Origin of the sequence: Luteithermobacter gelatinilyticus, assembly GCF_005849285.1 — a bacterium.
GTDB classification, from domain to species: Bacteria; Pseudomonadota; Alphaproteobacteria; order Sphingomonadales; family Emcibacteraceae; genus Luteithermobacter; species Luteithermobacter gelatinilyticus.
Genome location: NZ_CP040517.1, coordinates 1,862,414 through 1,886,683 on the forward strand (window position 1 = coordinate 1,862,414; position 24,270 = coordinate 1,886,683).

A 24,270-nucleotide genomic window follows, 5' to 3' on the forward strand; every position below is an offset into this window, starting at 1 on the left:
GTTCCTGCTGCTGCATTATTTTTTATGTTTTTGCTGTTTGCTCCGGAAGCGGGCCGCCCAGCCGCCCAGTTCCTTCTGTTCCGCCCGGGTTACCGCAAGGGCATCGCCACTCACATTCCGGGTGACGACACTGCCGGCGCCGATAATGGCTCCCTCACCAATCACTACCGGGGCCACCAGCGACGTATTGGAACCAATAAAGGCTCCCTTGCCGATTTCCGTTCTGAACTTATTGAACCCGTCATAATTGCAGGTAATGGTTCCAGCACCGATATTGGCCCCGGCCCCCACATGGGCATCCCCAATATAGGTCAGATGACTGACTTTGGCCCCTTCTTCGATGACGGATTTCTTGACCTCGACGAAATTCCCGATCTTGGCTTTTCGGCCAACGTCTGCTTTGGGCCGGAGCCGTGCAAATGGCCCCACAGAGGCCCCTTCACGCACGACCGCCCCTTCCAAATGGGAGAAGCTGTGGATGGTCACATTGTCCTCAACAACAACGCCCGGTCCGAAAAATACATTGGGGCCGATCACCACATCCTGCCCTATTTTCGTGTCATAGGAAAAATACACTGTGGCCGGGTCCAGAAGGGTTACCCCTTCGGCCATAAAATGATCCCGCATGCGGGCCTGAAAAATCGCTTCAGCTTCGGCCAGTTCTTTGCGGGAATTGATACCCATAACCTCCTCTTCGGGAGCCTCGACCACTGCGCAGGATTGTCCGCGTTGCCGCGCAATGGCAACAATATCTGTCAGATAATATTCCCCAGAGGCATTGGTATTGCTGATTTGCTCCAGAAGATCAAATAACATCCGGCCATCCACTGCCATAATGCCGGAATTGCACAAGGTAATCTGCCGCTGTTCCGTTGTGGCATCCTTGTGCTCTATAATCGCTTCGAGCTCCCCGCTCTCGTTCAGCACAAGACGACCATAAGCCTTGGTATCCTGGGGCCGGAAACCCAATACAACAACGGCCGGCGCTTTCCCGTCCGCCCGAGTGCGGGCAGTCACCATGGCCATCAGGGTATCTTCTGTCAGCATCGGCACATCACCATACAGAATCAGCACATTGCCCTGAAAATCTCCGAGCGCCTCCCGTGCCATCTGCACGGCATGCCCGGTACCCAGCTGCGGCTCCTGGACAACAATTTCCGCCTGATCACCTATGGTAGCCTGCACCTGGTCCTTACCTGCCCCGACCACCACTATTTTTTTAACAGGATTCAGTGCCTCCAGACGATCCATAAGGTGCAGTAACATGGGGCGGTTGGCCAGAGGGTGAAGCACCTTATGCAGAGAGGATTTCATGCGGGTTCCCTTGCCCGCTGCCAGGATAACAACTGCCAGATCAGAAGAATTCATGACTTGTATTCTTTATTCCATTATATAGTACCAACACTGAGCTCAGGAAATCCGGATTGTTCCGGCATGGCATCCATCGCCCCGTTTTCGGGCACTTTGCCACAAGTTTCCTAAAATTTGTATAACTCAAATGTCTTATTCCATGGTTCAGAAGAAATGTCAGCGTTTAATGTCGATTTTATGTCAGAAAAACTATCCGCGGTGCTTTTTGATCTGGACGGCACCTTGGTGGACAGCGCCCGGGATCTTACCCTGAGCCTGAATCATGTGCTGCGTCAAACGGGACGTCCCGAAGTTTCATTGGATGAAGTGCGCCATATGGTTGGACACGGCGCCCGGGCCCTGATCATGAAAGGCATGGAAAAAACCGGCGACGTACCGCCGGAGGAAGAAATTGATCAGCTTCAGGATATGTTTCTGGCCTATTACCAAGCCCACATGTCTGAGGAAACCGTTGTTTTTCCTGGTGTGCACGATGCGCTCAGCCGCCTGAAAAAAAATGGTATTGATCTGGCTATATGCACCAACAAATCAGAGCTCCTGACCCATAAACTGCTTGAGGAACTGGAACTTGCGCCATACTTCACCGCTGTCACCGGCGGCGACAGTTATCCGTTCAGGAAACCGGATCCCCGCACCCTGCTGGCAACCCTGGAAAAAATGGGTCAGTCTGCCGAGAAAGCGCTGATGGTGGGGGATTCCGCCAATGACATCGAGGCCGCCCGGGCGGCGGGTCTTCCCGTCATCGGGGTATCCTTCGGTTATACGCCAGTCCCGGTTCAGGACCTCAAACCGGATATAGTCATTGATCACTATAACGAATTTTTTCCCGCCCTATACACAATTCACTCTAATGTTCCTGTCCCTTGAGCCGCCGCAGGGTTTTTGTCGCCAGATGTCGACTGAGCAGAAGCGGCGGCATCCGCAGAGCATGGGCGCGCAGATACAACAGCTTACAAGACAGCCAACACAGCAGTCCCTTGCGCGGGGCCAGAAGGGCTTCTGGCACCGCAACATCCATAAAGCGGCGCAGAACGGGCGGCGGCTCAGCACCTTGAAGAGCCTCAAAAGCCTGTTCCGGGATCCGGGTGTCCAGAAGCCGGGCGCAATATCGCAATGTATAATAAAGCGGACGGCTGAGACCAAGCTGTTCTGCGCGGCTGGTAAGCCGTTCCCAAAATCCGGGCATCGTCCCGAATTCAGTCAACATGTCATGCTGTTCCAGAAGGTTTCTTAAAGCACCCGCAATCTCACCGTCATGAAAAAGATGCACACTGCTGTGCAGGATCATGTCTTCTGGCGCAAACACCCTCAGCCCCGGTTCGATCTCCCGGCTGGCCGCCCACATCCGGGAAATATCAGGGGTTAAACGACTGGTCAGTGGCAGGATGGTATGATGTACATCGGTACTCACGCCCCGGTCCGGGTGCCGCAGCGGGGGCAATTCATGGGCCCACTGCCGATAATATTTCTGGTCATATTCGTCTGTCACATGATGCACCCATCCGGCATCAAGCAACATTTTTTCCACCGTCTCCAGACGGTCGCGGGCCACCAGGATATCAATATCCGCACTCAAACGCCCCCGCGCCGCCTGCAAACCGCATTTGATATAGGCCACGCCCTTCAAGAGCAGAATATCTCCCCCATCATCAAACAGCGCCCGCTGGATGCGATTGACTTCCCAGACGATCTGTCGCTGGCGCGCCTCGCTGACCAGCTTGGCAGATGTCAGCAGATCCTGCACCTTTGGCGGCAACAGCGACCATATCTCGGTTTTTTCGGCATCCGCCGCCAGACGGCCAGACAGGCTGTGAAGATGCGCAAGAAACAGGCAGGCGTTCCACTGAGCCGGGCTGAACTTCGGCATGTCTTGCGGGCGGGTCAGCGCACGCAGCAGGATATTGTTTTTAATCGCGGAAAACTGTGACATCGGCCCCCTACTCCGGCACTTCACGATCCATGATCCGGTTCACCAGATCAACGCCGTCCTTTAAGGTGGGGTAAACAATTTCCCGAACTATGGACTGATCCACAATCCGGCCAATGGCCCGAAAGGCTTTTTCCCCAATATCCGCATAATTGGCCGAAGACAGCACAAGTTTAAAAAAGGCCATAGGCCGATTCATCGTCCGTATTTCAGGTTTGGCGGACGGGTCAAAGACCGGGAAAATCACCGCTTTTACCGGAGCTGGTTGCATCATATGCCGTAAGGAATCCGAAGGCGGGCGCAAATAACATATGGTGCCTTTGGGGGTGCCTTCATATTCGGGGCTGAAACGCTCTGCTTCTCCCACCCAGGCCTTCATGACAGGGATCGCCTCATTTTTCAGGGAAATTGGCCGCGGATAAGGCACCAGTTCCGCTGTTTGCAGATCCGCCATGCCGAACTCGTCGGAAAACAACCGCCATCCGGCATAGGCCAGTCCCGCTGATAGCGTGCTTTTGCCACTACCCGACATGGCCGGCATGATCACAGCCTTATTATCCCGACTCACCACCCCGGCATGAAACAACAAATAATGGCGGCATCCTACCGCAATCTGCCAGTTCAGGCCCATTTCCGCCGCCACCGCTCCCAGACGCGCCGGCAAAGGAATAAAGTGATCATTCATCAATGTTTCCACATAGGCTTGGGGCTTGATCCAGCGACGATAGAAGGTACGCCCGAACACATGTAAATGGCTGTTCAGAATTGTCCTGTCGGCATCGCTGACGGGATAGTCCCGGTACAAAGACAGAAATTCTTCCCGCACCCGCGCAAAACCAATACGCACATTGACGGCAAAATGCCCCACATTCACCACCAGTCCATCGGTGGAAAGCAATTTGTGAGCGTGTTTTCGGGGAATCTGTCCCACGGTCATGTTCAAGGGGGCAGTAATGTTCATGAGCCCTCTATATACCCAAAATATGAATGATCGCCTAATAAGGGAAGTCTACGCAGCGAAAAAAAGAAACGTCAATGTAAAACAATGCCTCATTCTCTGCCAGTCGGCTGCCGGACAGGCTCGATAAGGCCCATTTTGTCAAATTCTTTCAGCGTGTCGAGAATCTGTTGCCCCAGGGCCGCACTCAAAGGCTGGCCCATAATATTCTCCAGCTCCCGCAGAATATCACCCAGCGAACAGGAGTGATCTTCGATTATCGCCAACACCTCCCGCGCCAACTCGTTCATGGCTTGGGTATGCCCTGAGCGCGTATCATAAATGACATAGGCATCATCCCAGTGCTGCCATAAAAAGCGGGCTGTATCAGGAACCCTGAATACAGCCTTTTCATAAAATGCCATCACAATACAATACCCCCGGTTTTACCCCCTCGTGCTCCAAAAACAAAATTGTCGCAGGCCCCGGATATTTCGCCCGACAGCTTCCCTGAGCTCTCCCGTGCCTTAAGGGGTCCAGTCAATATCCCCGATTTCCGTCAATTTCTGCGTAAGAGCGGACGTTGAAATGGACGTCAGGCAGGACAGACCATCCTGATAAGACGCATGTTCTTTGAGATAGAACCAATGAGACGCCTTGGTGCGGTCAAAATCAACCCATTCATTGCGGTTTTCTTTGACCCGCAGACCAAGCTGGTCAATGTTTTCATACAGATTGGCAAAACACCGCCCATCAGATACCAGTCCCGGGTTAACGCCCGTGGCCCAGGCATTCCCTGCGCTCAAGGTGATCGCCAACGGCGCCATGGCCGCGCCTGTTTTCAATAACCGGCGACGATGCGCTCTTAACTGTTCTTCCGAAGTAAGAGAGGGCGATACTCCCGCACCAGAACCAGTTTTATGAGTGTTTAGATCTTCCATTATTCCAGCCTCATGAAATTGTGCTGTTCAAAAAATGTCGCCAGTGCCAAAATGCTGAACTGTCAAAATACTGAACAAAACTATCGGTTTAATGCCATATGCTCACTTTATATGCAAAATAGGGGCCATATGTTATTCCCTTTAAATTACAATAAGTTACCAAATAACGCCACGAAGAAAAAACCCAATGTGTAAATTATTCCGACACCCGTTCCTATAATGGGCCAAAATGCAGGGTTTTTCAAATAAAGTTTTGTCTGACTAAAAAATAATAAAAGGCAAAAATGTTATTTTTTTGTGACAAACGTGACTTTACCCGTAACACAGGATAGGTTTTCGCAGATTTTGTTTTTTTGCACTGGACAGAGATGACAAAAAAGAACAGCACATTCCCGTCCCTTCCCCGCGAGCTCAGACCTTTGCTTCTGATGCTTCCGCTTGCTCTGGTGCTGTCCTTGCTGATCTATCTTGAGACCATCAGCGTTACAGTGGCGTTTGTGTTGTCCATAGTGTTTATTTTGTGCCTGTTTCAGTTGAGCCGCAAATATGAACAGGAAATGGCGGAGTTGCGCCGCAAAATCATTTTACAGGAACATGAAAGCCGCGACACCAAGGCCTCGCAACTTCTGCTGACGAGCATCATGGAAAACCTGGCTGACCCGTTTCTGCTTCTGGACGCCCGCAAAAGAATCCTCATGGCCAACAAATCCGCTCTGGATATGCTGGGCCATGATATCCTGCGCAAGGATCTATCTCTTTTTATCCGCAGTCACGAAGTCAATGACGCCATCGGGGAGACCATTGAAAGCGGAACATCACACACGGTGGAATATCTTTATGGTAATGTGATGCCACGCAATCTTCTGGTGCGGATTCATGCCCTGGACATTCCTTCGCAAGATCCCGCCTCCAGCCTCAAACGTTATATATTTCTCTCTATTTATGACATTACCCCCATTAAGCAGGCGGAACAGATGCGGGTGGATTTTGTCGCCAACGCCAGCCATGAACTACGCACCCCCCTTGCCTCGATCCTGGGATTTGTCGAGACATTACAGGGCCCGGCGCGCAACGACAGGGAGGCCCAGGACCGTTTTCTCAAAATCATGTATGATGAAGCCTGCCGCATGACCCGGCTGGTGGATGACCTGCTGTCACTGTCCAAAATTGAACGCGAAGCCCATATCCCACCTTCAGGCATGGTGAATCTGCCCACACTTATTGACAGCGTCGTGGAAACCCTTGCCGTCAGGCTTCGAAAAAAAGACATGTCGGTTACGTTTCGCAATGACGATCATATAGACATGGTCCCCGGGGATTATGATCAGCTCACCCAGGTTTTCCAGAATCTGCTGGACAACGCGATCAAATACGGACGGGAAAACAGCGAAATCGACATTCGACTTTATAAAGAAACCGCCACCCCTCCCCTGGATGTTCAGACCTGCAACGTTTCTATCACGAATGCCGGCGCAGGCATCCCCCCGGAACATATCCCGCGCCTGACCGAAAGATTTTACCGGGTGGACACCGCCCGGTCCCGCAGCCTTGGGGGCACCGGGTTGGGGCTGGCCATCGTGAAACATATTCTTCAGCGTCATAAGGGACATATCCGTTTTGAAAGCGAGGTCAACAAATATACCCGCGTCACGGTTTCCCTGCCCCAGACTAATTCTGAGGCTCCCCCAAAATAATCTTCCTCAGTTTGGCGCCAGACTCCTGCCATATTTTCCGAGCGTCATAAAACTTTAACAAAAGTGTCGCATATCAGTCACCGAGGTTGCTTAGTGTCCAGTCCAAGGAAAAAACAGCCCTCCTGTTCAGAGGTAGTTTTTTTCGAATGGAACCCAACACAGTCACACAAAAATCTTCGGAGATAGAAACGTGCTGAAAAAATCCTTATTCACACTGGTCAGCGCCGGAACACTTGCATTGACAATGGCAACAGCAGCCGAGGCCCGGGACCAGATTCGCATTGTCGGATCCTCTACCGTCTTCCCTTTCGCTACGGCGGTTGCCGAGGAATTTGGTCGAACCACTTCCTTTAAAACACCGGTCGTAGAAAGCACCGGCTCCGGCGGCGGACTAAAGCTGTTCTGCGCCGGAATCGGGGAAGGCCACCCGGACATCACCAATGCCTCCCGTCGTATTAAAAAGTCCGAAGTCGAACTTTGCACCTCCAACGGCGTTAATGATATTGTCGAGGTTAAAATCGGCTATGATGGCATCGTTCTGGCCAACTCTAAAGAAGCCGCCCCGATGAAACTGTCTCTGAGGGACATCTGGCTGGCCCTTGCCGCGGAGGTGCCCGTAGGTGGTTCTATGGTCGCCAATCCCTATAAATACTGGAACGAAGTCAACCCCAACCTTCCCAAGAAAAAAATCGAGGTTCTGGGCCCGCCGCCGACGTCTGGGACACGTGACGCCTTTGTGGAACTGGCCATGGAAGGCGGCTGTAAAACCTTCCCGGAAATCAAGGCGATGAAGAAAACCAACAAGAAAAAATATAAAGCCATCTGTCACACCATCCGTGAAGACGGCGCCTATGTGGAAGCCGGGGAAAACGACAACCTGATTGTGGGCAAACTTCAGGCCAACCCCGATGCTCTAGGCATTTTCGGGTACAGCTTCCTGGACCAGAACAGCGATGTGATCCAAGGCAGCATCGTCAATGGCGAACTGCCCACTTTTGAAAAAATTTCCTCCGGCGCTTATCCGGTATCCCGTTCCCTGTATTTTTATGTGAAAAAGGCCCATGTGGGCAAAATTCCGGGCATCCAGGAGTATCTGAATGAATTCACCAGCGAAAAAGCCATGGGCGACTTCGGATATCTGGCGGAAAAAGGGCTGATCCCACTGCCGAAGGAAGAAAAACAAAAATACCGCAATGCAGCCGAAAAGCTGATAGCATTGCAGATGTAAGAACATCCGTCCGGGCCGGTCTCTTGATGACCGGCCTGGCATTATTCCGGCGGAGACACCGGAGCGCTTGACTGGATATAACCGACAACGCAGCGTTACACATGAATATATATTTACTTATATTGATCCTGGGAATAATCTCCACCGTTTCTTTCGTATACGGTCGCAGGAAGGCTCTGGTTTCCGTCCAAGGAGAAATCAGGTTTCTTCATTCTCTGCCCAATCATTACGGCTGGTATGCCGCCATGGTTGGTTTAGTTCCCGGTCTTTTTATCCTGCTGATCTGGCTGGTTTTCGGCTCGACGGTCATTGACAATCTGGTATTGTCCCATATTGCGGCCTCCACTCAAGATCTTTCCAAATTTGAACTCAATGTTCTTTTAAGTGATATTCACAATCTGGCCAAAGGCGACGCCATCTCACGCGCTGTCACCACCGAATTACGCAACGCTGCAGATTATTATATACATGTTTCCCAGTCGGTTTTCTGGATTGTTTCATTGTCGGCTATCGGGGTCACCGGCCTGTGTGCCTTGTTCGGCGTGTATCAGGTCGACCCGGAGCTGAGATCCCGCAACTATCTGGAAGGCATCATCCTGTTTTCCCTGGTGGCTTGTTCCGTTATCGCTATTCTGACCACCATCGGCATTGTCTCCTCCCTTGTGGTGGAAACCATGAGATTCTTTGACAAGGTGTCGGTCACAGAGTTTCTGTTTGGTCTGCAATGGAGTCCACAAACCGCGCTGCGCGCCGATCAGGTGGGAAGTTCTGGCGCGTTCGGAGCCGTACCTTTGTTTGTGGGCACCCTGCTGATTACGGTGATCGCTCTTGTGGTTGCCGCGCCGATCGGCCTGCTGTCCGCCATCTACATGACCGAATTTGCCAGCCGCAAAACCCGTAGTTTTTTCAAACCTCTTCTGGAGGTTCTGGCGGGCATCCCCACTGTTGTCTATGGTTTTTTTGCCGCCCTTGTGGTCGCTCCTGTCATTCGGGGCACAGGCGATATTCTGGGCCTTGAAATTGCTTCCGAAAGTGCCCTGGCGGCCGGTCTGGTCATGGGCATCATGATTATTCCCCTAATGTCTTCCCTGTCGGACGATGTTATTGCGGCAGTCCCCCAAAGCCTGCGGGACGGGTCCTATGGTCTGGGCGCGACCAAGACGGAAACCATTCTGAATGTGGTGCTGCCGGCGGCGCTGCCTGGTATTGTCAGCGCTTTTCTGCTGGCGGCCTCACGCGCCATTGGTGAAACCATGATCGTGGTGATGGCCGCCGGCATGGCCGCCAACCTGACCTTCAACCCCCTTGAAGCCGTAACCACAGTGACGGTCCAGATCGTCGCCCTGCTGACCGGTGACCAGGAATTTGACAGTGCAAAGACCCTATCGGCCTTTGCGCTCGGGCTTGCGTTGTTCCTGATCACGCTAGCAATGAATTATCTGGCCCTCCATGTGGTGCGTAAATATAGGGAACAATATGACTGATCTTCCTAAACCCAATTCTCCCGATATTTTCAACGAGCCCACGGCCTGGAAGACGGAGGCCATGAAACAACGCGTGGCCCGGCGTTATCGCAAGGAAAAGATCTTCAAGGCGCTGGGCCTTGCCGGGCTGCTGTCGGCCTCACTAGCCCTGGCCGTACTGCTGGGCAGCGTGCTTTCATTAGGCTGGAGCGGTTTTATCGAAACCCGCATCAAGCTGGATATTTATATGGATCCGGCCATTATCGGCGACATTAACTCCTCTTCCGGCGCCGAACAGGTTCAGATGATCCAGCGAGCCGATTATGCGGCGCTGCTGCGTGAAAGCCTACGCCAGAAATTCCCCGACGTTAAACAGCGCGGCGATGTATTTGCCCTGATACGGCTGGTCAGCACCGGTGCCCGGGACGAAATCCGCCAAAGACTGCTGGATAACCCCTCTCTTATGGGACAAACCGTGTCTATGACCCTGCTGGCATCCAGCAGCGTCGACATGTTCTTCAAAGGCAAGATCCGCCGGGATGTACCACAAAATGAACGCAAGCTGTCGGATAAGCAAATCGCCTGGATCGACCATCTCGACGCCGAAGGCCGCATCAGCCGGGGAATCAACTGGCAATTCCTCAGCAGCGGCGATTCCCGCGAACCAGAACTTGCCGGGATCTGGGGGGCTGTGGTGGGGTCATTTTACACACTTCTGGTCTGTTTCCTGGTGGCTTTTCCTGTGGGTGTGGCCTCCGCCATCTACCTGGAAGAGTTTGCGCCGAAAAACCGCTGGACTGACCTGATCGAAGTCAACATCAATAACCTGGCAGCCGTCCCATCCATCGTATTTGGCCTTTTGGGGCTCGCCATTTTCCTGAATGTGTTCAATCTGCCACGCTCTGCCCCCGTGGTCGGCGGGCTGACATTGGCGCTGATGACCCTCCCAACCATTATCATTGCCGCCCGTGCGGCCATCCGGGCCGTACCGCCCTCGATCCGGGATGCGGCCATAGGTCTTGGCGCCTCACCGGTACAGGCTTCTTTCCATCACGTTTTGCCACTCAGCATGCCTGGTATTCTGACAGGCACCATCATCGGCATGGCCCAGGCCCTTGGAGAAACGGCCCCCCTGCTGATGATCGGCATGGTGGCGTTTATCGTCGATATTCCTCAGGGTATCACTGAGGCGGCAACGGCCCTTCCCGTCCAAATTTTTCTATGGGCGGACAGTCCGGAGCGAGGCTTCTTGGAAAAAACTGCCGCGGCAATTATCATATTGCTGGGTTTCCTGATTATCATGAACGGTCTCGCCATCTGGCTCAGACAAAAATTTGAAAAACGCTGGTAAACACAATGACGATCATGAATGTACCGACCGAAGAGAAAACCCCCCTGATCGACACGCACCCCTGCAAGATACGGGCGCGCAACGTCAACGTCTATTATGGGGAAAACCAGGCCATCAAGGATGTCAGCATTGACATCAATGCCGGTGAGGTTACGGCTCTGATCGGTCCTTCCGGCTGCGGCAAGTCAACCTTTCTGCGCTGTCTCAACCGGATGAATGACACCATTCCCATTTGCCGGGTCACCGGCCAGATCGAACTGGAGGGTGAGGATATTTACAGCAAGTCTGTCGATGTGGTGCAACTGCGCGCCCGGGTCGGCATGGTGTTTCAGAAACCCAACCCTTTCCCCAAATCCATTTATGACAATGTGGCCTATGGCCCGCGAATTCACGGCCTTGCCAAACACAATACGGAACTGGATGAAATTGTTTTTACCAGCCTGCAAAAAGCCGGCCTTTGGGATGAAGTCAAGGACCGCCTTGACACCCCCGGAACGGCCTTGTCCGGCGGGCAGCAGCAACGTTTGTGCATTGCCCGCACCATCGCCGTCAACCCGGAAGTGATCCTGATGGATGAACCCTGTTCCGCCCTTGATCCCATCGCCACTGCCATTATTGAAGAACTCATCGACGAGCTTAAAGGGCGCTACGCCATTGCCATTGTTACCCACTCCATGCAACAAGCGGCCCGTGTCTCCCAAAAAACGGCCTTTTTCCATCTGGGCAGTCTGGTCGAATATGGGGATACGGTCAACATCTTTACCAATCCTGAAAAAGAGAAAACCAAGGATTATATCACAGGGCGCTACGGATAGAATTTGAGGGTAACGTTAATGACCTTGACGAGCCAGGAAAGAAAACATGAGCGAAAAACATATCGTATCGTCATTTGACGAGGACCTGAACCAGCTTCGCCGCAAAGTCGTCGAAATGGGCAATCTGGTGGAAGAACAGTTCGTCCGGGCGGGAGAAGCCCTGTCCCAGCGTGACCAGGAACTCGCGGCAGAAATTCTTAAAACGGATAGTCTGATCGACCAGCTTGAGCTGGACATTGAAAAGTCTGCTGTGGAAGTTATTGCCCTGCGGGCTCCAGTCGCGGATGACCTGCGGGAAGTCATTTCCACCATCAGAATCAGTTCCGCCCTTGAACGAATGGGGGATTATATCAAGAATCTTGCCAAACGGCTGTCCGTGCTCAGCAAGATCGACCATCTTCCCGGCAGCGCCGCGATCATCAACCAGATGATCAGCATCATCAAAACCATGGTTACTGATATTCTTGACGCCTATGTCAATCGGGACATTCAGAAAGCCATTGATGTCTGGAACCGGGACCAGGAAGTCGATAGCCTGTATGACAGCCTGTTCCGGGAACTTCTGACCTACATGATGGAAAATCCGCGCTATATCACAGCGGCTACACACCTATTGTTTATTGCCAAAAATATCGAGCGGGCCGGGGATCATTGCACCAATATCGCCGAGATTATTTATTACATTGCCGAAGGTGAGCTTCTCGAACTCAAGCGCCCGAAAAAGGACGCCAGCAGCTTCGTCAATATTGAGTTTCATGAACCCGAAAACTGAAGAGAGCCATGAGCGCACATATTTTATTAATTGAAGATGACCTGAATCTTCTGGAACTGGCCAAATACAATCTGGAGCAGGAAAGATTCCGGGTTACCTGTGAAACCGACGGCGAAGAGGGCCTGATCAGTGCCAAGGAAAATCCACCTGATCTTATCCTTCTGGACTGGATGTTGCCCAATCTGTCAGGTATCGAAATCTGCCGCAGACTGCGCCGGGAAAACGCCACCAAAAACATCCCGATCATCATGCTGACGGCCCGAACCGAAGAAACCGATCGCATTCGCGGCCTGGAAACCGGGGCAGATGATTACATCACCAAACCCTTTTCCCCCCGCGAACTGATTGCCCGGATCAACGCCATCCTGCGTCGTATTCGCCCGGCCCTGACCGGCGCAACCCTGGAATATGCCGGCATTGTCATGGATACGGCTTCACACAAAGTGACCCGCAATGGCACTATGCTGCATCTGGGCCCGACTGAATATCGCATGCTAAAACATTTTATGGAAAATCCTGGCCGGGTTTTCTCCCGCGAACAGCTTCTGGATTCAGTCTGGGGCAATGATATTTATGTGGAGTCCAGAACAGTGGACGTTCATATCAGACGCCTGCGCAAAGCCCTGAACATAAATGACATGCCCAATATCATTCGCACGGTCCGTTCTGCCGGTTATGCTCTGGATAAAGACAGTTAGTGCTTTCCCGGGGGAACTGTAAAACTTTTTTGCAAAACTGTCGGTAATTTTTACATTTTCCGGCAGTTATCTTTTTAGGGAAAGAAGAGGTTTCCCTTAAGCTTATGGAAATCAAGGCACTTCTTATACTGGCATATTTTTTGTATATCTCTGTTTTATGGTGTCTGTATCGACAGATTTTGAAAAGCATAATCGCAAGACAGGTCCGATAAAAATACCGCTGGTCATCATAGTTTATTAACTATAAAATATTATGGTGACGGCTATAAAGGCTAACTCATTGATTATTTGAGATCTATTATGGATGATAACAGTGATAAAGATGAAGAAGACCGTCTCTCCATGCGCCAATCCGTCATGATATGGATTGTCGGCGCAATTCTGGGATGGCTTGTCGCTGTTGCATCTGTATATACAGCACTCCGCGCCCCTGACAGCGACATCGCCTCTGACCAGCCCGCATCACAAAACGATGTTTCCCCCGAAGATGCCGAACGCGTGCAGGAAATCATGCCCGCTGCGGGATCGGACGAAAAAAAGAAACCTTCAAAAGATGACCCGTAATACTTGGGGACGGGTGAATTGGGATCAAATTGACTGGTTGCCCTCATCCGGTTACTTTCAGTCCGAAAGACCGGCCTTTGCCAACATATTATGGATGTAAACCACCGGAATGGCATAGGAAATGCCGCTGGGCTGGCTCAGGGCATTTTCCTTAGTTCCTTTTACCTTCACACTGTTGATGATGCCTTCGACCCGGCCGCTATAAATGTTATAGACGGGGCTGCCGCTGTTTCCCGGATACGCTGTCGCATCCAGCTGATAGACATCAAAACGGGGCTGGGTGATAATCTGAACGTCAAGATACCGGGCGGAGGGTTGAGGGATTACAATTGGTGTCACCGAGGAAATAATTCCCTGATGCGTGACCGGATACAACCCCAACACCGCGCCGATCGGATAGCCGGTAAAGGCGACCGCCGTTCCCGCTGGTTGCAGGGCGCCTGTGCCCAAGGCAAGCTTGGGTAATGCCCCGCCCGCAATCTTCAGCAAGGCCACATCATGCTTGTCATCCCGGTCGATAATCTCCACATCGCGCACATCCGGATTTTGTCCTTCCCCCACCAGAACCACAATTTTTTCACCAGGTTTCAAACGGGACTTTTCAGGCAGAACATGAGCATTGGTTACAATATGACGACCTTCGGAAACCGCAAATCCGGTGCCACGAAGCTGTATCCGGGGGGAATTAAGCGGGTGGTAGATTGCAATGCCGACAATGGATTTTTCAATCCGTTTGACCAATCCGGGAAAATTCTGGTCGACGTCATGCGCCAAAGCCACATCCGCCCTACCCGCCCAAACCAGGATCATTCCCGTCAGAAAAACAAACCCAACAACTAATTGACGCATGATCATTCCTTGTCTGATTTTACCATTCCGGGCAACCGGCCAAGCGGCCTCAAATCCCGAGGCCTTTTCTTTTCTGTTCCCTTATCGCACCAGTATATTGCGCAATTCTGGCAGATGATGAATTGCCCGTTGCAACTCCTGGCGCGCTTTTTCCAGCCCCCCATCCTCAATCGGAATGGAAAAGGCCATAATGGCGGAATCCAGTCTCCCATTAAACAGTTTTGCCAGAGCGTCTTGAAGTTTCGCTTCATAAGCACTGGCCGTGATTTTATCATTCACCCAATAGGCATACCATACAAGGCGGTTCCCCTGGCGGGAATGAAGCGTCACTTCGGCAAAAGGATAATCATTATCCCCGCGCTGAACCGTCACCCTTCGTCCTGACGTGCGGTTCCACATGGTCGGGGCGGCAACACCATTGCCATAACGGATCATCTCCTTGTCCCGAAACTGATACGCATAATACGCGATATATAGATCCAGTTCCAGCCCGCTCCCATTCACGATTTTGCGAAATACTTCCCGGTCAGCGCCTTCAAAATAGGGCCGCCACTGCGTTGGCGGCGGCATATCTGTCCACCCCGGCAATACAATGTGATCCAGATGTCGGTCCGCGCTTTGCTGAGACAGCCTGTCTTCAATGTGGGCGCTATATAACGGTCCGACCATCAGAGCGGCCACGGACAGAGAAAGAACTCCGCCGACCCGGCCCCAGGAAACCGGGAAACGCGCCTTTTCCCAGAACGGCTTGTCAAAATCCGTATAGGGATCATTCAGGGCGCGGTTGGTAAAAGTCATGGAAATGGAAATAAAAATCACCAGGACAATGGCAAAAAACAGCCAGCCATAAACCAGGTGATCGGTGCCCACCGCATGTTTCATGCCGGAATAATACCCGATCAACACAATACCCGTGGCCCTGACGCCATTGGCGATCACCGGAACCGCAACAGAAAGCAGGACAACGATAATCTGCCGCCCTAGGGTCTTATAGGCAAGATTCGCCATAAGGAAGCCAAGCGCAATCGTGGCGATCAAAAACCTCAGCCCCGCGCAGGCTTCCGCCACATGAAACTTGCCGCCGGGAATGGTCAGAAATACGCCCTCCACATAAACCGGAATATCCAGAAGGTGAAGCGCCGCCACCACAAAATCCGTTGTAATATCCTGTAATGTGGGGATCAGGAATTCTCCTGTGGGAATTAAGAACAGCAAATAGAAAAAAGGAAACAAGAACGCTGCCACCACCCGGAGCCCAAAAACGGCCAGTATGCTCCCCTGAAGGGCAAGAATCAGGCCCGTCTGGCGCACCACATTGACATCAGCCAAGTCCCCCATCAGCCACACCGCCCCGGCCCCCAGAATCCAAAGCGTCCCCCAGAAACTGGCCTGCGGCACAATTTTCTGAAACGCCTCGCGACGTTCATAAACAACATAGCCAACAATCGGCAGGATCAGCAGACAATAATTATAATAGGGATCATACCACCAAAAATTGACCAGTTGGGTCACCGTGTCCCAGAACCCCCAAATCAGCAGAAGCACCAGGCCGGCCCACATCAATATGGCCCTGATCCAGTGATCCCTGTTCTCTACTGCAAATTCACGATTCACCCTTTTTCCCCATCCAATAAACCATGTCCGGCGGACGCTTTCCGTCCTACTGCTCCATTTTTCTGGCCTATTTTTCTGGCCTATTTTTCTGGCCCATTTTGCCTTCCCGTTTTCTCTCCCCTTCTGTTTTGGAGAAGACGGAGCCGCAAACACGGTGTCCTTATCCCAGAGACCGTGAAATCATGGGGCCCAGCAAATTCGCCACCGGTAAAGGCAATTTCCGCCAGGTCCGGATCATCAACTGATATTTCGGATTCAGAGGATTGATGTCAGGAATCTGCTGCCCTTCTCTGAGATAATATTCATAATGCAGGGGACGCGGCTCAAACCCCCAGTATTTCTTGAAATTAAATGCCCCGGTCCCGTTTTTGCTGCGCCCAAAGTCAAAAATCCGGCATTGCCGTTCTGCGACTGCCCGCGCCATCACGGACCAATACATAAAGTCATTGGCGGCATAGTGACGGGCCGCAACGGTGCCTCCGCCATAATAGGGAAAGACCTCGTCGCGGAAATATATGCTCATGACACTGGATAAAGCTTGCCCATCTTCGGTGCACACCGTCAGAATTTCACAGTCCTTGCCAAACTGTTCCTTCATCTGCCAAAATAGTGATTTGGGGAAAACAGGCGTGCCTAGATTGCGTACACTCTCTGCATAAAGCGCATAGAGCCTGTCTACTGTTTCGTCTATTTCCGCCCGCAGGCGCGCCTTGATCCCCTTGCGCACCATCGCCCGCTGTTTACGGGGAATGGCCTTCATATTGTCCTCATTATCGGGGGAAAGCTCCTTCCGAAAGGTGGAATACAGGCTGTCTTTACAGGGCCAGTCCGCATGGGCCTGGTCCATATTGCGCAATTCCACATAATCCACCTTGAGCTTCACGGACAGCCGGGCGCATTCTTCATCCAGCAGCGCCAGAACTTCATCATCATCCGCCAATGGCCCTCCATAGGTGGAAAAAGCCATGGAAAGCAGCGCGTTACCGAAAAGACGGCTTTTCACATGAACCAGTGGTAAAAGACCACGAATCCTGCCGCCCTGCTCCACATACATAAAATACAGGGGATGGCCCATGCTTTTATAAACCGCCCGGCCCCAGGCCGCCATATGCGCGGCGGTACCTTTCGGGTGAGCCAGAACATAAGCGTTCCACACACTACAGTCCTCTTCAGGCGAAAGATATTTTACCTGCATGACAGCTTCTCCCCCGCGGCGTGGTTCCGGAGAAATACCTCATCCATCCGTCCCCAACGAAAATCCCGAAGCACCTTACGCAGTTTTTTTTCCATCACCCCCAGATTGGTATAATGGCGCAGCCGTGATTTCAGCCCGGCCTGAGTCTGACGGGGTTGATCCGGGTCGATTTCCCACGGGTGGAAATAAAAGATACAGGCCTGTCCATCCTTGCGGTTGACTCGCTTCATCGCCATCTTGCTGATCCCATAAGGCAGCAGCCGGAAGTACCCTCCCCCGCCACAGGGAATTTTCCGTCCGGCCAATTCCACGGTCGTCACCGGCATCTCCCGAAAATCCCGGTCGGCCAGCGGACGAAAGGCAAAACGCGGCGCTTCGGGCATCCCATAATGGTCATGTTTGATGGGATAAATACTGGAACTGTAGGCATAACCGGCCTCGGCCAAAACCTCCAGCGCCCAAAGGTTTCGCGAGCCGATGGAAAAGCTGGCCGCCCGGTAGCCGCGAACGGGCACGCCCCCCACATCTTCAAGCAGCGCCTTGGAACGTCTGGCATCGTCCTGAAACGCCTCGCGACTCTGGTCCGTCACCCGCCAGTGCGCCATGCCATGACTGGCCAGTTCATGACCGGCATCAACAATCCGACGGATCAGGGCGGGATACCGCTCCGCCACCCAACCTAAGGTAAAAAAAGTGGCTTTAACGTCAAAATCCTCAAACAGCGCCAGCACCGCATCCGTATTGCGTTCGACACGGCACGGCAGACTGTCCCAGTCCTCCCGGCGAATATCGTTCTCAAAAGCACCGACCTGAAAATAGTCTTCCACATCCACGGACATGACATTTGTGATCTCTTTGCCGCCTGCAACAGGCTGAGAACTTGCACTCTCCCGGGTCATATCCGTTATTCACCTTTGTTGCCGTTTTTGGTGCCGTTCTTGCCCAGCCACACCGAAGCCATGTCCAAAACCGCCTTAATGGTTTCGTCATGCACCTTCACATATTTTTCCAGTACATTAAGGCGTCTCTCCATTTCCGCAGCATTGAGTTCGGACAACCCGGCGGGGGAAGAGGAACCGGCAACAGGCGCGCCATCCACCTGTCGGCGGACCGAAGACGGACTTTCCAGGGGCCGGGTGGCCAAAGCGCTTTCCTGCTCCATATCCGCAATCACGTCATCCACTACCTTGTCGGTGACTTCGTGCAGTTCCTCAATGGCTCCGAAAAGCAGAATCCGGGAACACAACGTATTGAGGCGGCGCGGGACCCCTTGGGTATATTCATATATTTTTTGGAAGGCTTTTTCCGTAAAGCTCGGATCTTCCTTCCAGCCAACCAGGCGAAGCCGATGAAGAATATACTCCCGGGTTTCCTCATAGGTCATGGCCTGCAAATGATGGGTGGCAATCACCCGCTGACGCAGCTGTTCCAGCTCCGGGTCAAACGCCCATTTGTCACGAAATTCGGGTTGTCCCACCAAAAAACTTTGCAATAAAGCCCGGTCGCCTTTCTGGAAGTTGGACAACATACGCAGTTCTTCCAGCGCCTTGGTCGGCAGGTTCTGCACCTCGTCAATCAGCAGCAGCGCTCTTTTTCCCTGTTCATGATTGCGGGTTAAAAACCTGTCAATATCTTTGAGCAAAACGGACTTTTCCTTGCCTTCCACATCCAGACCGAAGCCTGCCGCGACCATTTTGAGAATATCGTCTGCATTAAGGTTGGTGGTGACAATCTTTGCGGCGACATATTGATCCCGATCCAGCTCCTCCAGAAGATGTTCCACCAGCGTGGTTTTCCCAGCGCCAATTTCACCGGTAATAATGATAAAACCTTCCCCTTGGCTCAACCCATATGTCAAATAGGCCATCGCCTTGCGGTGTGTGCTGCTATCGAAATAGAACCGCGGGTCAGGTGTTAGCTGAAAGGGTTTTCCCTCTAGGCCATAAAATTCTGCATACATCGCGTTACCTAAAGGCTCGCCCTGATCGACAAGGAAATAAAATTGGACGCCCTGTTAAACAGGGGGAAGCGGCTGCCTTCCCGGTCGGAATGCGTATAACTCAATGAAGAAGTCAGGGATTCCGACAGACGGTAAGACATATTAGCCGAAGCTGTCCAGAATTTGTCATCCACGGCCGTATCCTCAAAGTTCGAAAGATTGTACGTTCCGCTGGTGCTGACGGACAGGCGCGGGCTCAGTCTTCTGGTCAAGCTCAAGGAACCCACCCATCTTTTTTCATCCAGCTCGGACACCTCGCTCTCAAAATCTCGATAAAAACCACCGACAGAGAACGTAGTTCGCCCGCGGGTGCCGGTTAAGGTGAGCCGCCAGGTTTTGGTGCGCACAAGATTGTCGCTTACAAAAAGCTGCCCTGGGATCAATTCTCCCGTAAATTCATCAATCAGCGCATCCCCCAGAACCAGAGACTGGAACGTCTGAATCCGGTCATCATAGCTCAGGGAAATCTGGGTCTGCGCCGAAATTCGGTAAAAGGCATCAACGGCAAAGGTATCGCCGTCATACTGGTTGCCATACCGGAACGATAACGAGGTTCGCGGACCGGGGATAAGGCGGAAACCGGCGTCCCAGACAAACCCGTCAAAATCGGCAAAAATGCTGTTCGCCTCACGTTTTGTATAGCCGGCGCTGCCCAGAAGGGTGAACATTCGGCTGAAGCGATAACTCAGGCTAAGACGGGTACCGTAAGTTTTAAAGTCGGAAGTTGTTTGCCGTTCCTCAAAAGAATAATCCGCCGAATATACCCAGCCCAGGCGGCTGAAATCCGTCCCGCTTGCCAAGCTAAAATCGGCGCCGTAGCGGGTGGAGTTACTCAGAAACACCCCCCCCACTGTTGTTTCGTCGGCATCGCTGCGCACATGGGAAACCGTACCGCCCAGCCGGGCCGTGGCAAAACCACCGAAGCGGTGCTGGACATAGGGATTAATCTGGTAAGCCTGAACCGTCGAGCGGTTTTCCGTCCGGTTTGCCTCCACACTGGCAATAGCGGCACGGCGGTCCAGGAACTGCTGGCTGATCCGGGCGGCAGCATCCACAAAAAACAGATCCCGGACCAGTTCGCTGGAAAGGTTTCCTTCCAGACGATGACGGAATTCATCCTTGTCGTCTTCGGCGCCGGGAAAATAGAAATAATTAGGGGTATAGCTCAACGTGGTGTTCAGACGCGCCCCTTCGCCTGTGAGCAGAAGCGTTGGTGAGACCTGCGTGACAAAATCCCCCTGACGTTCCGCAGTGTCGAGATTAACATTATCTGTATAGGTTTCGGTAACGGTCAGAGACGGCGCCAATCGCCAGGTTCCCCCAAAGGCCGTCTGGGAAAGACAAAGCCCCATCACGACCGGAAACAGCGTTCTGACAGACATAGACATGGTGTATTTATACATATTTACCCGCCCTGGATATTGTTATTAGTTAGTTATACCCATATCCATAATATGAGCTGAACTTCTTCTTGCCGCTTGAAAAACGTGACTTGTTCAGCAGCAAATTGATATGTTCACAGGAGCTGATCATGGAAAGAGCTTCTTTCAGTTCCTCTTCCCGGGTTCTGTCGGCTTCCACGATATACAATACCTGACCGACCCTCAGCGCCAGTACAGAGGCTGAACTGTTGGCCAGAACAGGTGGGGAATCAACGATAACCACCCTGTCGGGATAGCGTTTGGCGATTTCATCAATCAACTCTCCCATGCGCTCACTGGCCAGAAGTTCGGTGGTCAGTTTGTGTTTTTTTCCTGCCGGCAACAATGACAGATTGGGCACGTTGGTCCGCAGCAGACAATCGGCCAGGTCCAGCGTTTCATCCTCGATCACATCAATGAGCCCTTTTTCCGCCTTCAGGCCCATCCGTTTCAGAACATCGGCCTTGGCCACATCCGCATCAACCAGAAGCACCGTCAAATCCCGCTCCATCGCCATACTCATGGCCAGACTGATGGCACAAAACGTCTTGCCCTCCTCTGGCTGGGTGCTGGTCACCATGATGATATTGCCGTTAGGAATCGCCGCCTCTCCTTTGGCAAAGGCATTCAGCAGCAGACTGCGTTTGACAATTCGGAATTCCTCGGAAATCTGCGAATGGTCCCCGTCTACAACCAGAATATTCTGCTTTTTCAAGTGTTCCATGTCAATTTCGACTCTTCGGCTTTGCTTGCGGGAAGGTTTCTTTTCCGCAGGCGCCTGAGCTGTCTTGGAACTTTCGGAAGTCGTTGAGGAAGCCGCAGCGGGCGCTGACTCGGCGGCGGCGCTGTCTTTCTTCTCCTCCCCCTCGGCAGGTTTCGCCATTTTCTTGGCAGCCCGCTCCACCAGCGCTTTCATTCTTTTTGAGCTTTGCAGCTGCTTTTTCGATCAGACTCATATTTTCAACTTCTTATAATTGAATTTAGACCGCTTAGACGTAATACCAGTCCATCACCGCATAGACACTGATACAGGAAATAAACAGGCCGACCAGCATGATGGAAAACAGAACCAGCCGTCTTTTCCTCCCTCTCAACTCCTCAGGTGTGGGAATTGCCGAAATACTCCCCAGAACAGGAAGGGAGAGAACATCCCGCAATTTCTGTTCTGTGGAAAAAGTTGAATGCATCTGGCTGAGCAGAAAAGCCACACCAACCCCGGCGCCAAGGCCGACAAAAAGCACACCGACCACAAACAGCAGACGGTTCGGGCTGCTCGGTTCACGGGCTTCCTGCGGGGGCTCAATCACCCTGAACTGCACCCGGTCAGATTTGGTTTCCAGATCCTGTGAAATCCGCGCGGATTCCCGTTTCGCCAGCAGTTTGTCGTAATTGCTTTTAATAATACCGTAGTCCCGGTTCAGTCGGGCCAGTTCGGCTTCAACCTCTGGCACGCGTTGGGCAAAAGACGCCAGCTGTTTCACCTCGGCTTCCTTCTGTTTCAGCCGAGCCTCCAATATGGCGATTTCCCCCTGCAGGTCGATCACCTTCATATTAATTTCGTCATAGACGGGATTGGGGCGAACCCCCACGGTATTCTGGAGTTTTTCCGTATCCCCCTCTTCCAAAGCCTTGGAAATTTCTTGCTGTTCCGCCTGCATCTTCTTGCGCAGATCTTCGATCTGCCCGGTAATAATCCGGACATCCGGATGTTGGTCCTTGTACCCCCGGGCATAAAGCTCATCCAGCCGCCGCTCCAGAATGGCAATGCGTGAAGCCAGATTGCTGCTAGAGCCGGGCGCCGCCCCACCCACTTCCGGCCCCAGTCCTGAGGTAGCCGGCAGATAGGGGGGAATATTTTCCAGATAGGTGGTCAGTTGCTTGTATTTGTTGTTATATTCGCTGATCTGGTTCTTTACGGTCGCCACCGCCTCTTGGGCCGCACGCATTTTTTCAAAATAGGTCATCCCCCTATCCGATAGATAAGACATGTTTTTCTGTTTGAATTCTGCCGTGCGCTGTTCGGCGATTTCCATCTGTTCCTCATATTCACGCAACTGTTCCTCAATGAAACGCAGGGCAGAAGACAAATCCTTGCGGCTGTCCCCCAGCTTGTCTTCAATAAAGATATTCAGAAGCGACTGCACGACTTTCTTGGCAATCGCAGGATTGGGGTGTTCGTAGGAAATCTCAAACAGATTGGCCCCCTGGACATTGATCTTGATATCCTTGGCCAGGTCATCAATCAGTTCCTCCATCTCATCTTCCGTCGTGACGGTCAGATCCAGATCCGTCATCCGCACCACTTTTTCCAGATTAGGGCGGCTGATCAGCGTCTGGCGCATCATCATAATCTGGCCGTAGATATTGTTGGACACCGCAAGACCGCTCATCAGCGGCTTAAGCATGGTTTCCGCGTCCACGTGGATCTTGGAGCTGGATTTATACTGATTCGGGATCTGAGCCACAAAAACCCAACCGGCAATACAAACCACCCAGGATACGATCAGCGCGAAATGCCGTTTCCGCCAAACGCCATAGAGTAATGTGAGTAGTTGCTGATAAATCTCGTTCATAGTTTAAACTTGTCCGCTTCCGGTTGAAATTCTGTAACGTTAAAAACGGAAATCCCGGGCCACAGGTCACCCCGCCGCCCGGAGACTATGCGTCTTAGAAGAAACTTTCCGGAATGATGATCACATCCCCCGGGTTGATTTTGACATTGGCACTTACATCGCCGTCTTTCAGTAGGTCGTCGATCCGCAGGCTGTATTCACGCTGAACCCCGTTTTCCACACGGGCCAACACAGCCCGGTTGCCGGCCGCAAATTCCGTGGTCCCCCCCACTTCGATCATCAGATCCAGCAAGGTCATATTCGCCCGGTATGGAATGGCCCGCGGCGAGGTGGCAGACCCCACCACGCGCACTTGCTGGGCGAAGGGACCACTGAACCCGCTGACAATAACGGTCACAATCGGGCTCTGAATATATTCTGAGAGTTTTTTCTCAATATCCCGGGCCAGTTGCGTAGGTGTACGACCGGTCGCCGGCATGTCATCAATCAGCGGTACGGAAAAGCGCCCGTCGGGACGGACTGTGACACTGGTGGACAATTCAGGATTCCGCCAGACGAAAATCTGCAAGCTGTCAAGAGGCCCCACCACATATTGCGGTCCCGGCCCTTCATCAATCGGTACAAAATTGGCTGAAGGAAGATTGTCTCCTCCCCCGCCTGTACACCCTGCCAGAAACGCCACCCCCATAATTGCTGCAATTTTTGTAAGAGCAGCCCTCATGTTTTTCATTTCCTGAATTATGTTCTTCACAGCGTATTCCCTTCCATCTTACTTATCTGTTTCTTATGACTTCAATGCCCCGATCAGGTCCCCAATTGCCCGACAATATCAGATATGTTTATCCGGAAAGTATTAAA

At 52.4% G+C, this 24,270-nt stretch carries 24 protein-coding genes; 9 read left to right on the top strand and 15 right to left on the bottom strand.

Annotated features, from left to right (window positions below; genetic code table 11):
- Nucleotides 1-15: 15 nt before the first annotated feature.
- Nucleotides 16-1,368 carry a bifunctional UDP-N-acetylglucosamine diphosphorylase/glucosamine-1-phosphate N-acetyltransferase GlmU gene (gene glmU / locus FE788_RS08415; RefSeq protein WP_138380217.1) on the bottom strand — a complete coding sequence of 451 codons (1,353 nt, stop codon included), beginning with the start codon at nt 1,366-1,368 and terminating at the stop codon, nt 16-18.
- Nucleotides 1,369-1,548: 180 nt separating this feature from the next.
- On the opposite strand from glmU, the gene gph reads away from it, so the two are divergent.
- Entirely contained in the window at nt 1,549-2,238 is a 690-nt protein-coding gene (gene gph, locus FE788_RS08420) for a phosphoglycolate phosphatase (protein WP_138380218.1), read from the top strand.
- On the opposite strand, the gene FE788_RS08425 is transcribed toward gph, so the two are convergent.
- The 4 genes from FE788_RS08425 to FE788_RS08440 all read right to left on the bottom strand — a co-directional run bounded on the left by FE788_RS08425 (nt 2,219) and on the right by FE788_RS08440 (nt 5,176).
- Nucleotides 2,219-3,301, bottom strand: coding sequence for a nucleotidyltransferase domain-containing protein (locus FE788_RS08425; protein ID WP_138380219.1), 1,083 nt, complete (start codon nt 3,299-3,301; stop codon nt 2,219-2,221). The two genes, gph and FE788_RS08425, sit on opposite strands and share 20 nt — an antisense overlap.
- Before the next feature lie 7 nt (nt 3,302-3,308).
- Nucleotides 3,309-4,259 carry an HprK-related kinase A gene (locus tag FE788_RS08430; RefSeq protein WP_138380220.1) on the bottom strand — a complete coding sequence of 317 codons (951 nt, stop codon included), beginning with the start codon at nt 4,257-4,259 and terminating at the stop codon, nt 3,309-3,311.
- Nucleotides 4,260-4,348: 89 nt separating this feature from the next.
- Nucleotides 4,349-4,660, bottom strand: a complete 312-nt coding sequence (locus FE788_RS08435; RefSeq protein WP_138380221.1) for an HPr-rel-A system PqqD family peptide chaperone — start codon at nt 4,658-4,660, stop codon at nt 4,349-4,351.
- Between the two features lie 102 nt (nt 4,661-4,762).
- Nucleotides 4,763-5,176: a hypothetical protein gene (locus FE788_RS08440; RefSeq protein WP_138380222.1), complete on the bottom strand. Its 414-nt coding sequence runs from the start codon at nt 5,174-5,176 to the stop codon at nt 4,763-4,765.
- Nucleotides 5,177-5,544: 368 nt separating this feature from the next.
- On the opposite strand from FE788_RS08440, the gene FE788_RS08445 reads away from it, so the two are divergent.
- The 8 genes from FE788_RS08445 (at nt 5,545) to FE788_RS08480 (ending at nt 13,761) form a co-directional block, all read left to right on the top strand.
- Nucleotides 5,545-6,870: a sensor histidine kinase gene (locus tag FE788_RS08445; RefSeq protein WP_138380223.1), complete on the top strand. Its 1,326-nt coding sequence runs from the start codon at nt 5,545-5,547 to the stop codon at nt 6,868-6,870.
- Between the two features lie 244 nt (nt 6,871-7,114).
- On the top strand, nt 7,115-8,098 hold the full coding sequence (locus FE788_RS08450; RefSeq protein ID WP_138381337.1) for a PstS family phosphate ABC transporter substrate-binding protein: 984 nt from the start codon (nt 7,115-7,117) through the stop codon (nt 8,096-8,098).
- A gap of 101 nt (nt 8,099-8,199) precedes the next feature.
- Nucleotides 8,200-9,582 carry a phosphate ABC transporter permease subunit PstC gene (gene pstC, locus FE788_RS08455; RefSeq protein ID WP_138380224.1) on the top strand — a complete coding sequence of 461 codons (1,383 nt, stop codon included), beginning with the start codon at nt 8,200-8,202 and terminating at the stop codon, nt 9,580-9,582.
- Nucleotides 9,575-10,912 (top strand): phosphate ABC transporter permease PstA, encoded by a 1,338-nt coding sequence (pstA, locus tag FE788_RS08460; protein WP_210413830.1) that lies wholly within the window; start codon nt 9,575-9,577, stop codon nt 10,910-10,912. The genes pstC and pstA overlap by 8 nt, the downstream gene beginning before the upstream one ends.
- A gap of 5 nt (nt 10,913-10,917) precedes the next feature.
- On the top strand, nt 10,918-11,727 hold the full coding sequence (gene pstB, locus FE788_RS08465; RefSeq protein WP_425462970.1) for a phosphate ABC transporter ATP-binding protein PstB: 810 nt from the start codon (nt 10,918-10,920) through the stop codon (nt 11,725-11,727).
- A gap of 46 nt (nt 11,728-11,773) precedes the next feature.
- Nucleotides 11,774-12,499 carry a phosphate signaling complex protein PhoU gene (phoU, locus tag FE788_RS08470; RefSeq protein ID WP_138380226.1) on the top strand — a complete coding sequence of 242 codons (726 nt, stop codon included), beginning with the start codon at nt 11,774-11,776 and terminating at the stop codon, nt 12,497-12,499.
- An 8-nt stretch (nt 12,500-12,507) separates the two neighbouring features.
- Nucleotides 12,508-13,197, top strand: coding sequence for a phosphate regulon transcriptional regulator PhoB (gene phoB, locus FE788_RS08475; RefSeq protein ID WP_138380227.1), 690 nt, complete (start codon nt 12,508-12,510; stop codon nt 13,195-13,197).
- Between the two features lie 300 nt (nt 13,198-13,497).
- Nucleotides 13,498-13,761, top strand: a complete 264-nt coding sequence (locus FE788_RS08480; RefSeq protein WP_138380228.1) for a hypothetical protein — start codon at nt 13,498-13,500, stop codon at nt 13,759-13,761.
- Between the two features lie 57 nt (nt 13,762-13,818).
- Here the strand turns inward: FE788_RS08480 and FE788_RS08485 are convergent, their stop codons facing one another.
- The 10 genes from FE788_RS08485 to FE788_RS08525 form a co-directional block, all read right to left on the bottom strand.
- Nucleotides 13,819-14,610, bottom strand: coding sequence for a S1 family peptidase (locus FE788_RS08485; RefSeq protein WP_168190334.1), 792 nt, complete (start codon nt 14,608-14,610; stop codon nt 13,819-13,821).
- Between the two features lie 81 nt (nt 14,611-14,691).
- Nucleotides 14,692-16,224, bottom strand: coding sequence for an exosortase A (gene xrtA, locus FE788_RS08490; protein WP_138380230.1), 1,533 nt, complete (start codon nt 16,222-16,224; stop codon nt 14,692-14,694).
- Between the two features lie 160 nt (nt 16,225-16,384).
- On the bottom strand, nt 16,385-17,419 hold the full coding sequence (locus tag FE788_RS08495; RefSeq protein ID WP_138380231.1) for a FemAB family XrtA/PEP-CTERM system-associated protein: 1,035 nt from the start codon (nt 17,417-17,419) through the stop codon (nt 16,385-16,387).
- Nucleotides 17,410-18,258, bottom strand: coding sequence for an XrtA system polysaccharide deacetylase (locus FE788_RS08500; RefSeq protein WP_138380232.1), 849 nt, complete (start codon nt 18,256-18,258; stop codon nt 17,410-17,412). Before FE788_RS08500 ends, FE788_RS08495 begins: the two co-directional genes overlap by 10 nt.
- 65 nt (nt 18,259-18,323) lie before the next feature.
- Entirely contained in the window at nt 18,324-19,379 is a 1,056-nt protein-coding gene (locus FE788_RS08505) for an XrtA/PEP-CTERM system-associated ATPase (protein WP_138380233.1), read from the bottom strand.
- Nucleotides 19,380-19,387: 8 nt separating this feature from the next.
- On the bottom strand, nt 19,388-20,821 hold the full coding sequence (locus tag FE788_RS08510; RefSeq protein WP_138380234.1) for a TIGR03016 family PEP-CTERM system-associated outer membrane protein: 1,434 nt from the start codon (nt 20,819-20,821) through the stop codon (nt 19,388-19,390).
- Nucleotides 20,822-20,849: 28 nt separating this feature from the next.
- Nucleotides 20,850-21,563, bottom strand: a complete 714-nt coding sequence (locus tag FE788_RS08515; protein WP_168190335.1) for an XrtA-associated tyrosine autokinase — start codon at nt 21,561-21,563, stop codon at nt 20,850-20,852.
- 1 nt (nt 21,564) lies between these two features.
- Nucleotides 21,565-21,795, bottom strand: coding sequence for a hypothetical protein (locus FE788_RS14090; protein WP_168190336.1), 231 nt, complete (start codon nt 21,793-21,795; stop codon nt 21,565-21,567).
- 33 nt (nt 21,796-21,828) lie between these two features.
- Nucleotides 21,829-23,412, bottom strand: coding sequence for an XrtA system polysaccharide chain length determinant (locus FE788_RS08520; protein ID WP_138380236.1), 1,584 nt, complete (start codon nt 23,410-23,412; stop codon nt 21,829-21,831).
- 94 nt (nt 23,413-23,506) lie between these two features.
- Nucleotides 23,507-24,142, bottom strand: a complete 636-nt coding sequence (locus FE788_RS08525) for an XrtA/PEP-CTERM system exopolysaccharide export protein (RefSeq protein WP_138381339.1) — start codon at nt 24,140-24,142, stop codon at nt 23,507-23,509.
- Nucleotides 24,143-24,270 lie beyond the last annotated feature (128 nt).

What these genes read in the sequence shown, in the direction of transcription:
- phoU (WP_138380226.1), top strand. Translation starts at nt 11,774, where the DNA reads ATGAGCGAAAAACATATCGTATCGTCATTTGACGAGGACCTGAACCAG.
- FE788_RS08485 (WP_168190334.1), bottom strand. Translation starts at nt 14,610, where the DNA reads ATGCGTCAATTAGTTGTTGGGTTTGTTTTTCTGACGGGAATGATCCTG.
- FE788_RS08520 (WP_138380236.1), bottom strand. Translation starts at nt 23,412, where the DNA reads ATGAACGAGATTTATCAGCAACTACTCACATTACTCTATGGCGTTTGG.
- pstA (WP_210413830.1), top strand. Translation starts at nt 9,575, where the DNA reads ATGACTGATCTTCCTAAACCCAATTCTCCCGATATTTTCAACGAGCCC.
- FE788_RS08495 (WP_138380231.1), bottom strand. Translation starts at nt 17,419, where the DNA reads ATGCAGGTAAAATATCTTTCGCCTGAAGAGGACTGTAGTGTGTGGAAC.
- FE788_RS08525 (WP_138381339.1), bottom strand. Translation starts at nt 24,142, where the DNA reads ATGAAAAACATGAGGGCTGCTCTTACAAAAATTGCAGCAATTATGGGG.
- FE788_RS08450 (WP_138381337.1), top strand. Translation starts at nt 7,115, where the DNA reads ATGGCAACAGCAGCCGAGGCCCGGGACCAGATTCGCATTGTCGGATCC.
- FE788_RS08500 (WP_138380232.1), bottom strand. Translation starts at nt 18,258, where the DNA reads ATGTCCGTGGATGTGGAAGACTATTTTCAGGTCGGTGCTTTTGAGAAC.
- pstC (WP_138380224.1), top strand. Translation starts at nt 8,200, where the DNA reads ATGAATATATATTTACTTATATTGATCCTGGGAATAATCTCCACCGTT.
- FE788_RS08435 (WP_138380221.1), bottom strand. Translation starts at nt 4,660, where the DNA reads ATGGCATTTTATGAAAAGGCTGTATTCAGGGTTCCTGATACAGCCCGC.
- glmU (WP_138380217.1), bottom strand. Translation starts at nt 1,368, where the DNA reads ATGAATTCTTCTGATCTGGCAGTTGTTATCCTGGCAGCGGGCAAGGGA.
- FE788_RS08425 (WP_138380219.1), bottom strand. Translation starts at nt 3,301, where the DNA reads ATGTCACAGTTTTCCGCGATTAAAAACAATATCCTGCTGCGTGCGCTG.
- FE788_RS08480 (WP_138380228.1), top strand. Translation starts at nt 13,498, where the DNA reads ATGGATGATAACAGTGATAAAGATGAAGAAGACCGTCTCTCCATGCGC.
- FE788_RS08510 (WP_138380234.1), bottom strand. Translation starts at nt 20,821, where the DNA reads ATGTATAAATACACCATGTCTATGTCTGTCAGAACGCTGTTTCCGGTC.
- FE788_RS08445 (WP_138380223.1), top strand. Translation starts at nt 5,545, where the DNA reads ATGACAAAAAAGAACAGCACATTCCCGTCCCTTCCCCGCGAGCTCAGA.
- FE788_RS14090 (WP_168190336.1), bottom strand. Translation starts at nt 21,795, where the DNA reads ATGAGTCTGATCGAAAAAGCAGCTGCAAAGCTCAAAAAGAATGAAAGC.
- FE788_RS08505 (WP_138380233.1), bottom strand. Translation starts at nt 19,379, where the DNA reads ATGTATGCAGAATTTTATGGCCTAGAGGGAAAACCCTTTCAGCTAACA.
- FE788_RS08515 (WP_168190335.1), bottom strand. Translation starts at nt 21,563, where the DNA reads ATGGAACACTTGAAAAAGCAGAATATTCTGGTTGTAGACGGGGACCAT.
- gph (WP_138380218.1), top strand. Translation starts at nt 1,549, where the DNA reads ATGTCAGAAAAACTATCCGCGGTGCTTTTTGATCTGGACGGCACCTTG.
- FE788_RS08430 (WP_138380220.1), bottom strand. Translation starts at nt 4,259, where the DNA reads ATGAACATTACTGCCCCCTTGAACATGACCGTGGGACAGATTCCCCGA.
- pstB (WP_425462970.1), top strand. Translation starts at nt 10,918, where the DNA reads ATGACGATCATGAATGTACCGACCGAAGAGAAAACCCCCCTGATCGAC.
- FE788_RS08440 (WP_138380222.1), bottom strand. Translation starts at nt 5,176, where the DNA reads ATGGAAGATCTAAACACTCATAAAACTGGTTCTGGTGCGGGAGTATCG.
- phoB (WP_138380227.1), top strand. Translation starts at nt 12,508, where the DNA reads ATGAGCGCACATATTTTATTAATTGAAGATGACCTGAATCTTCTGGAA.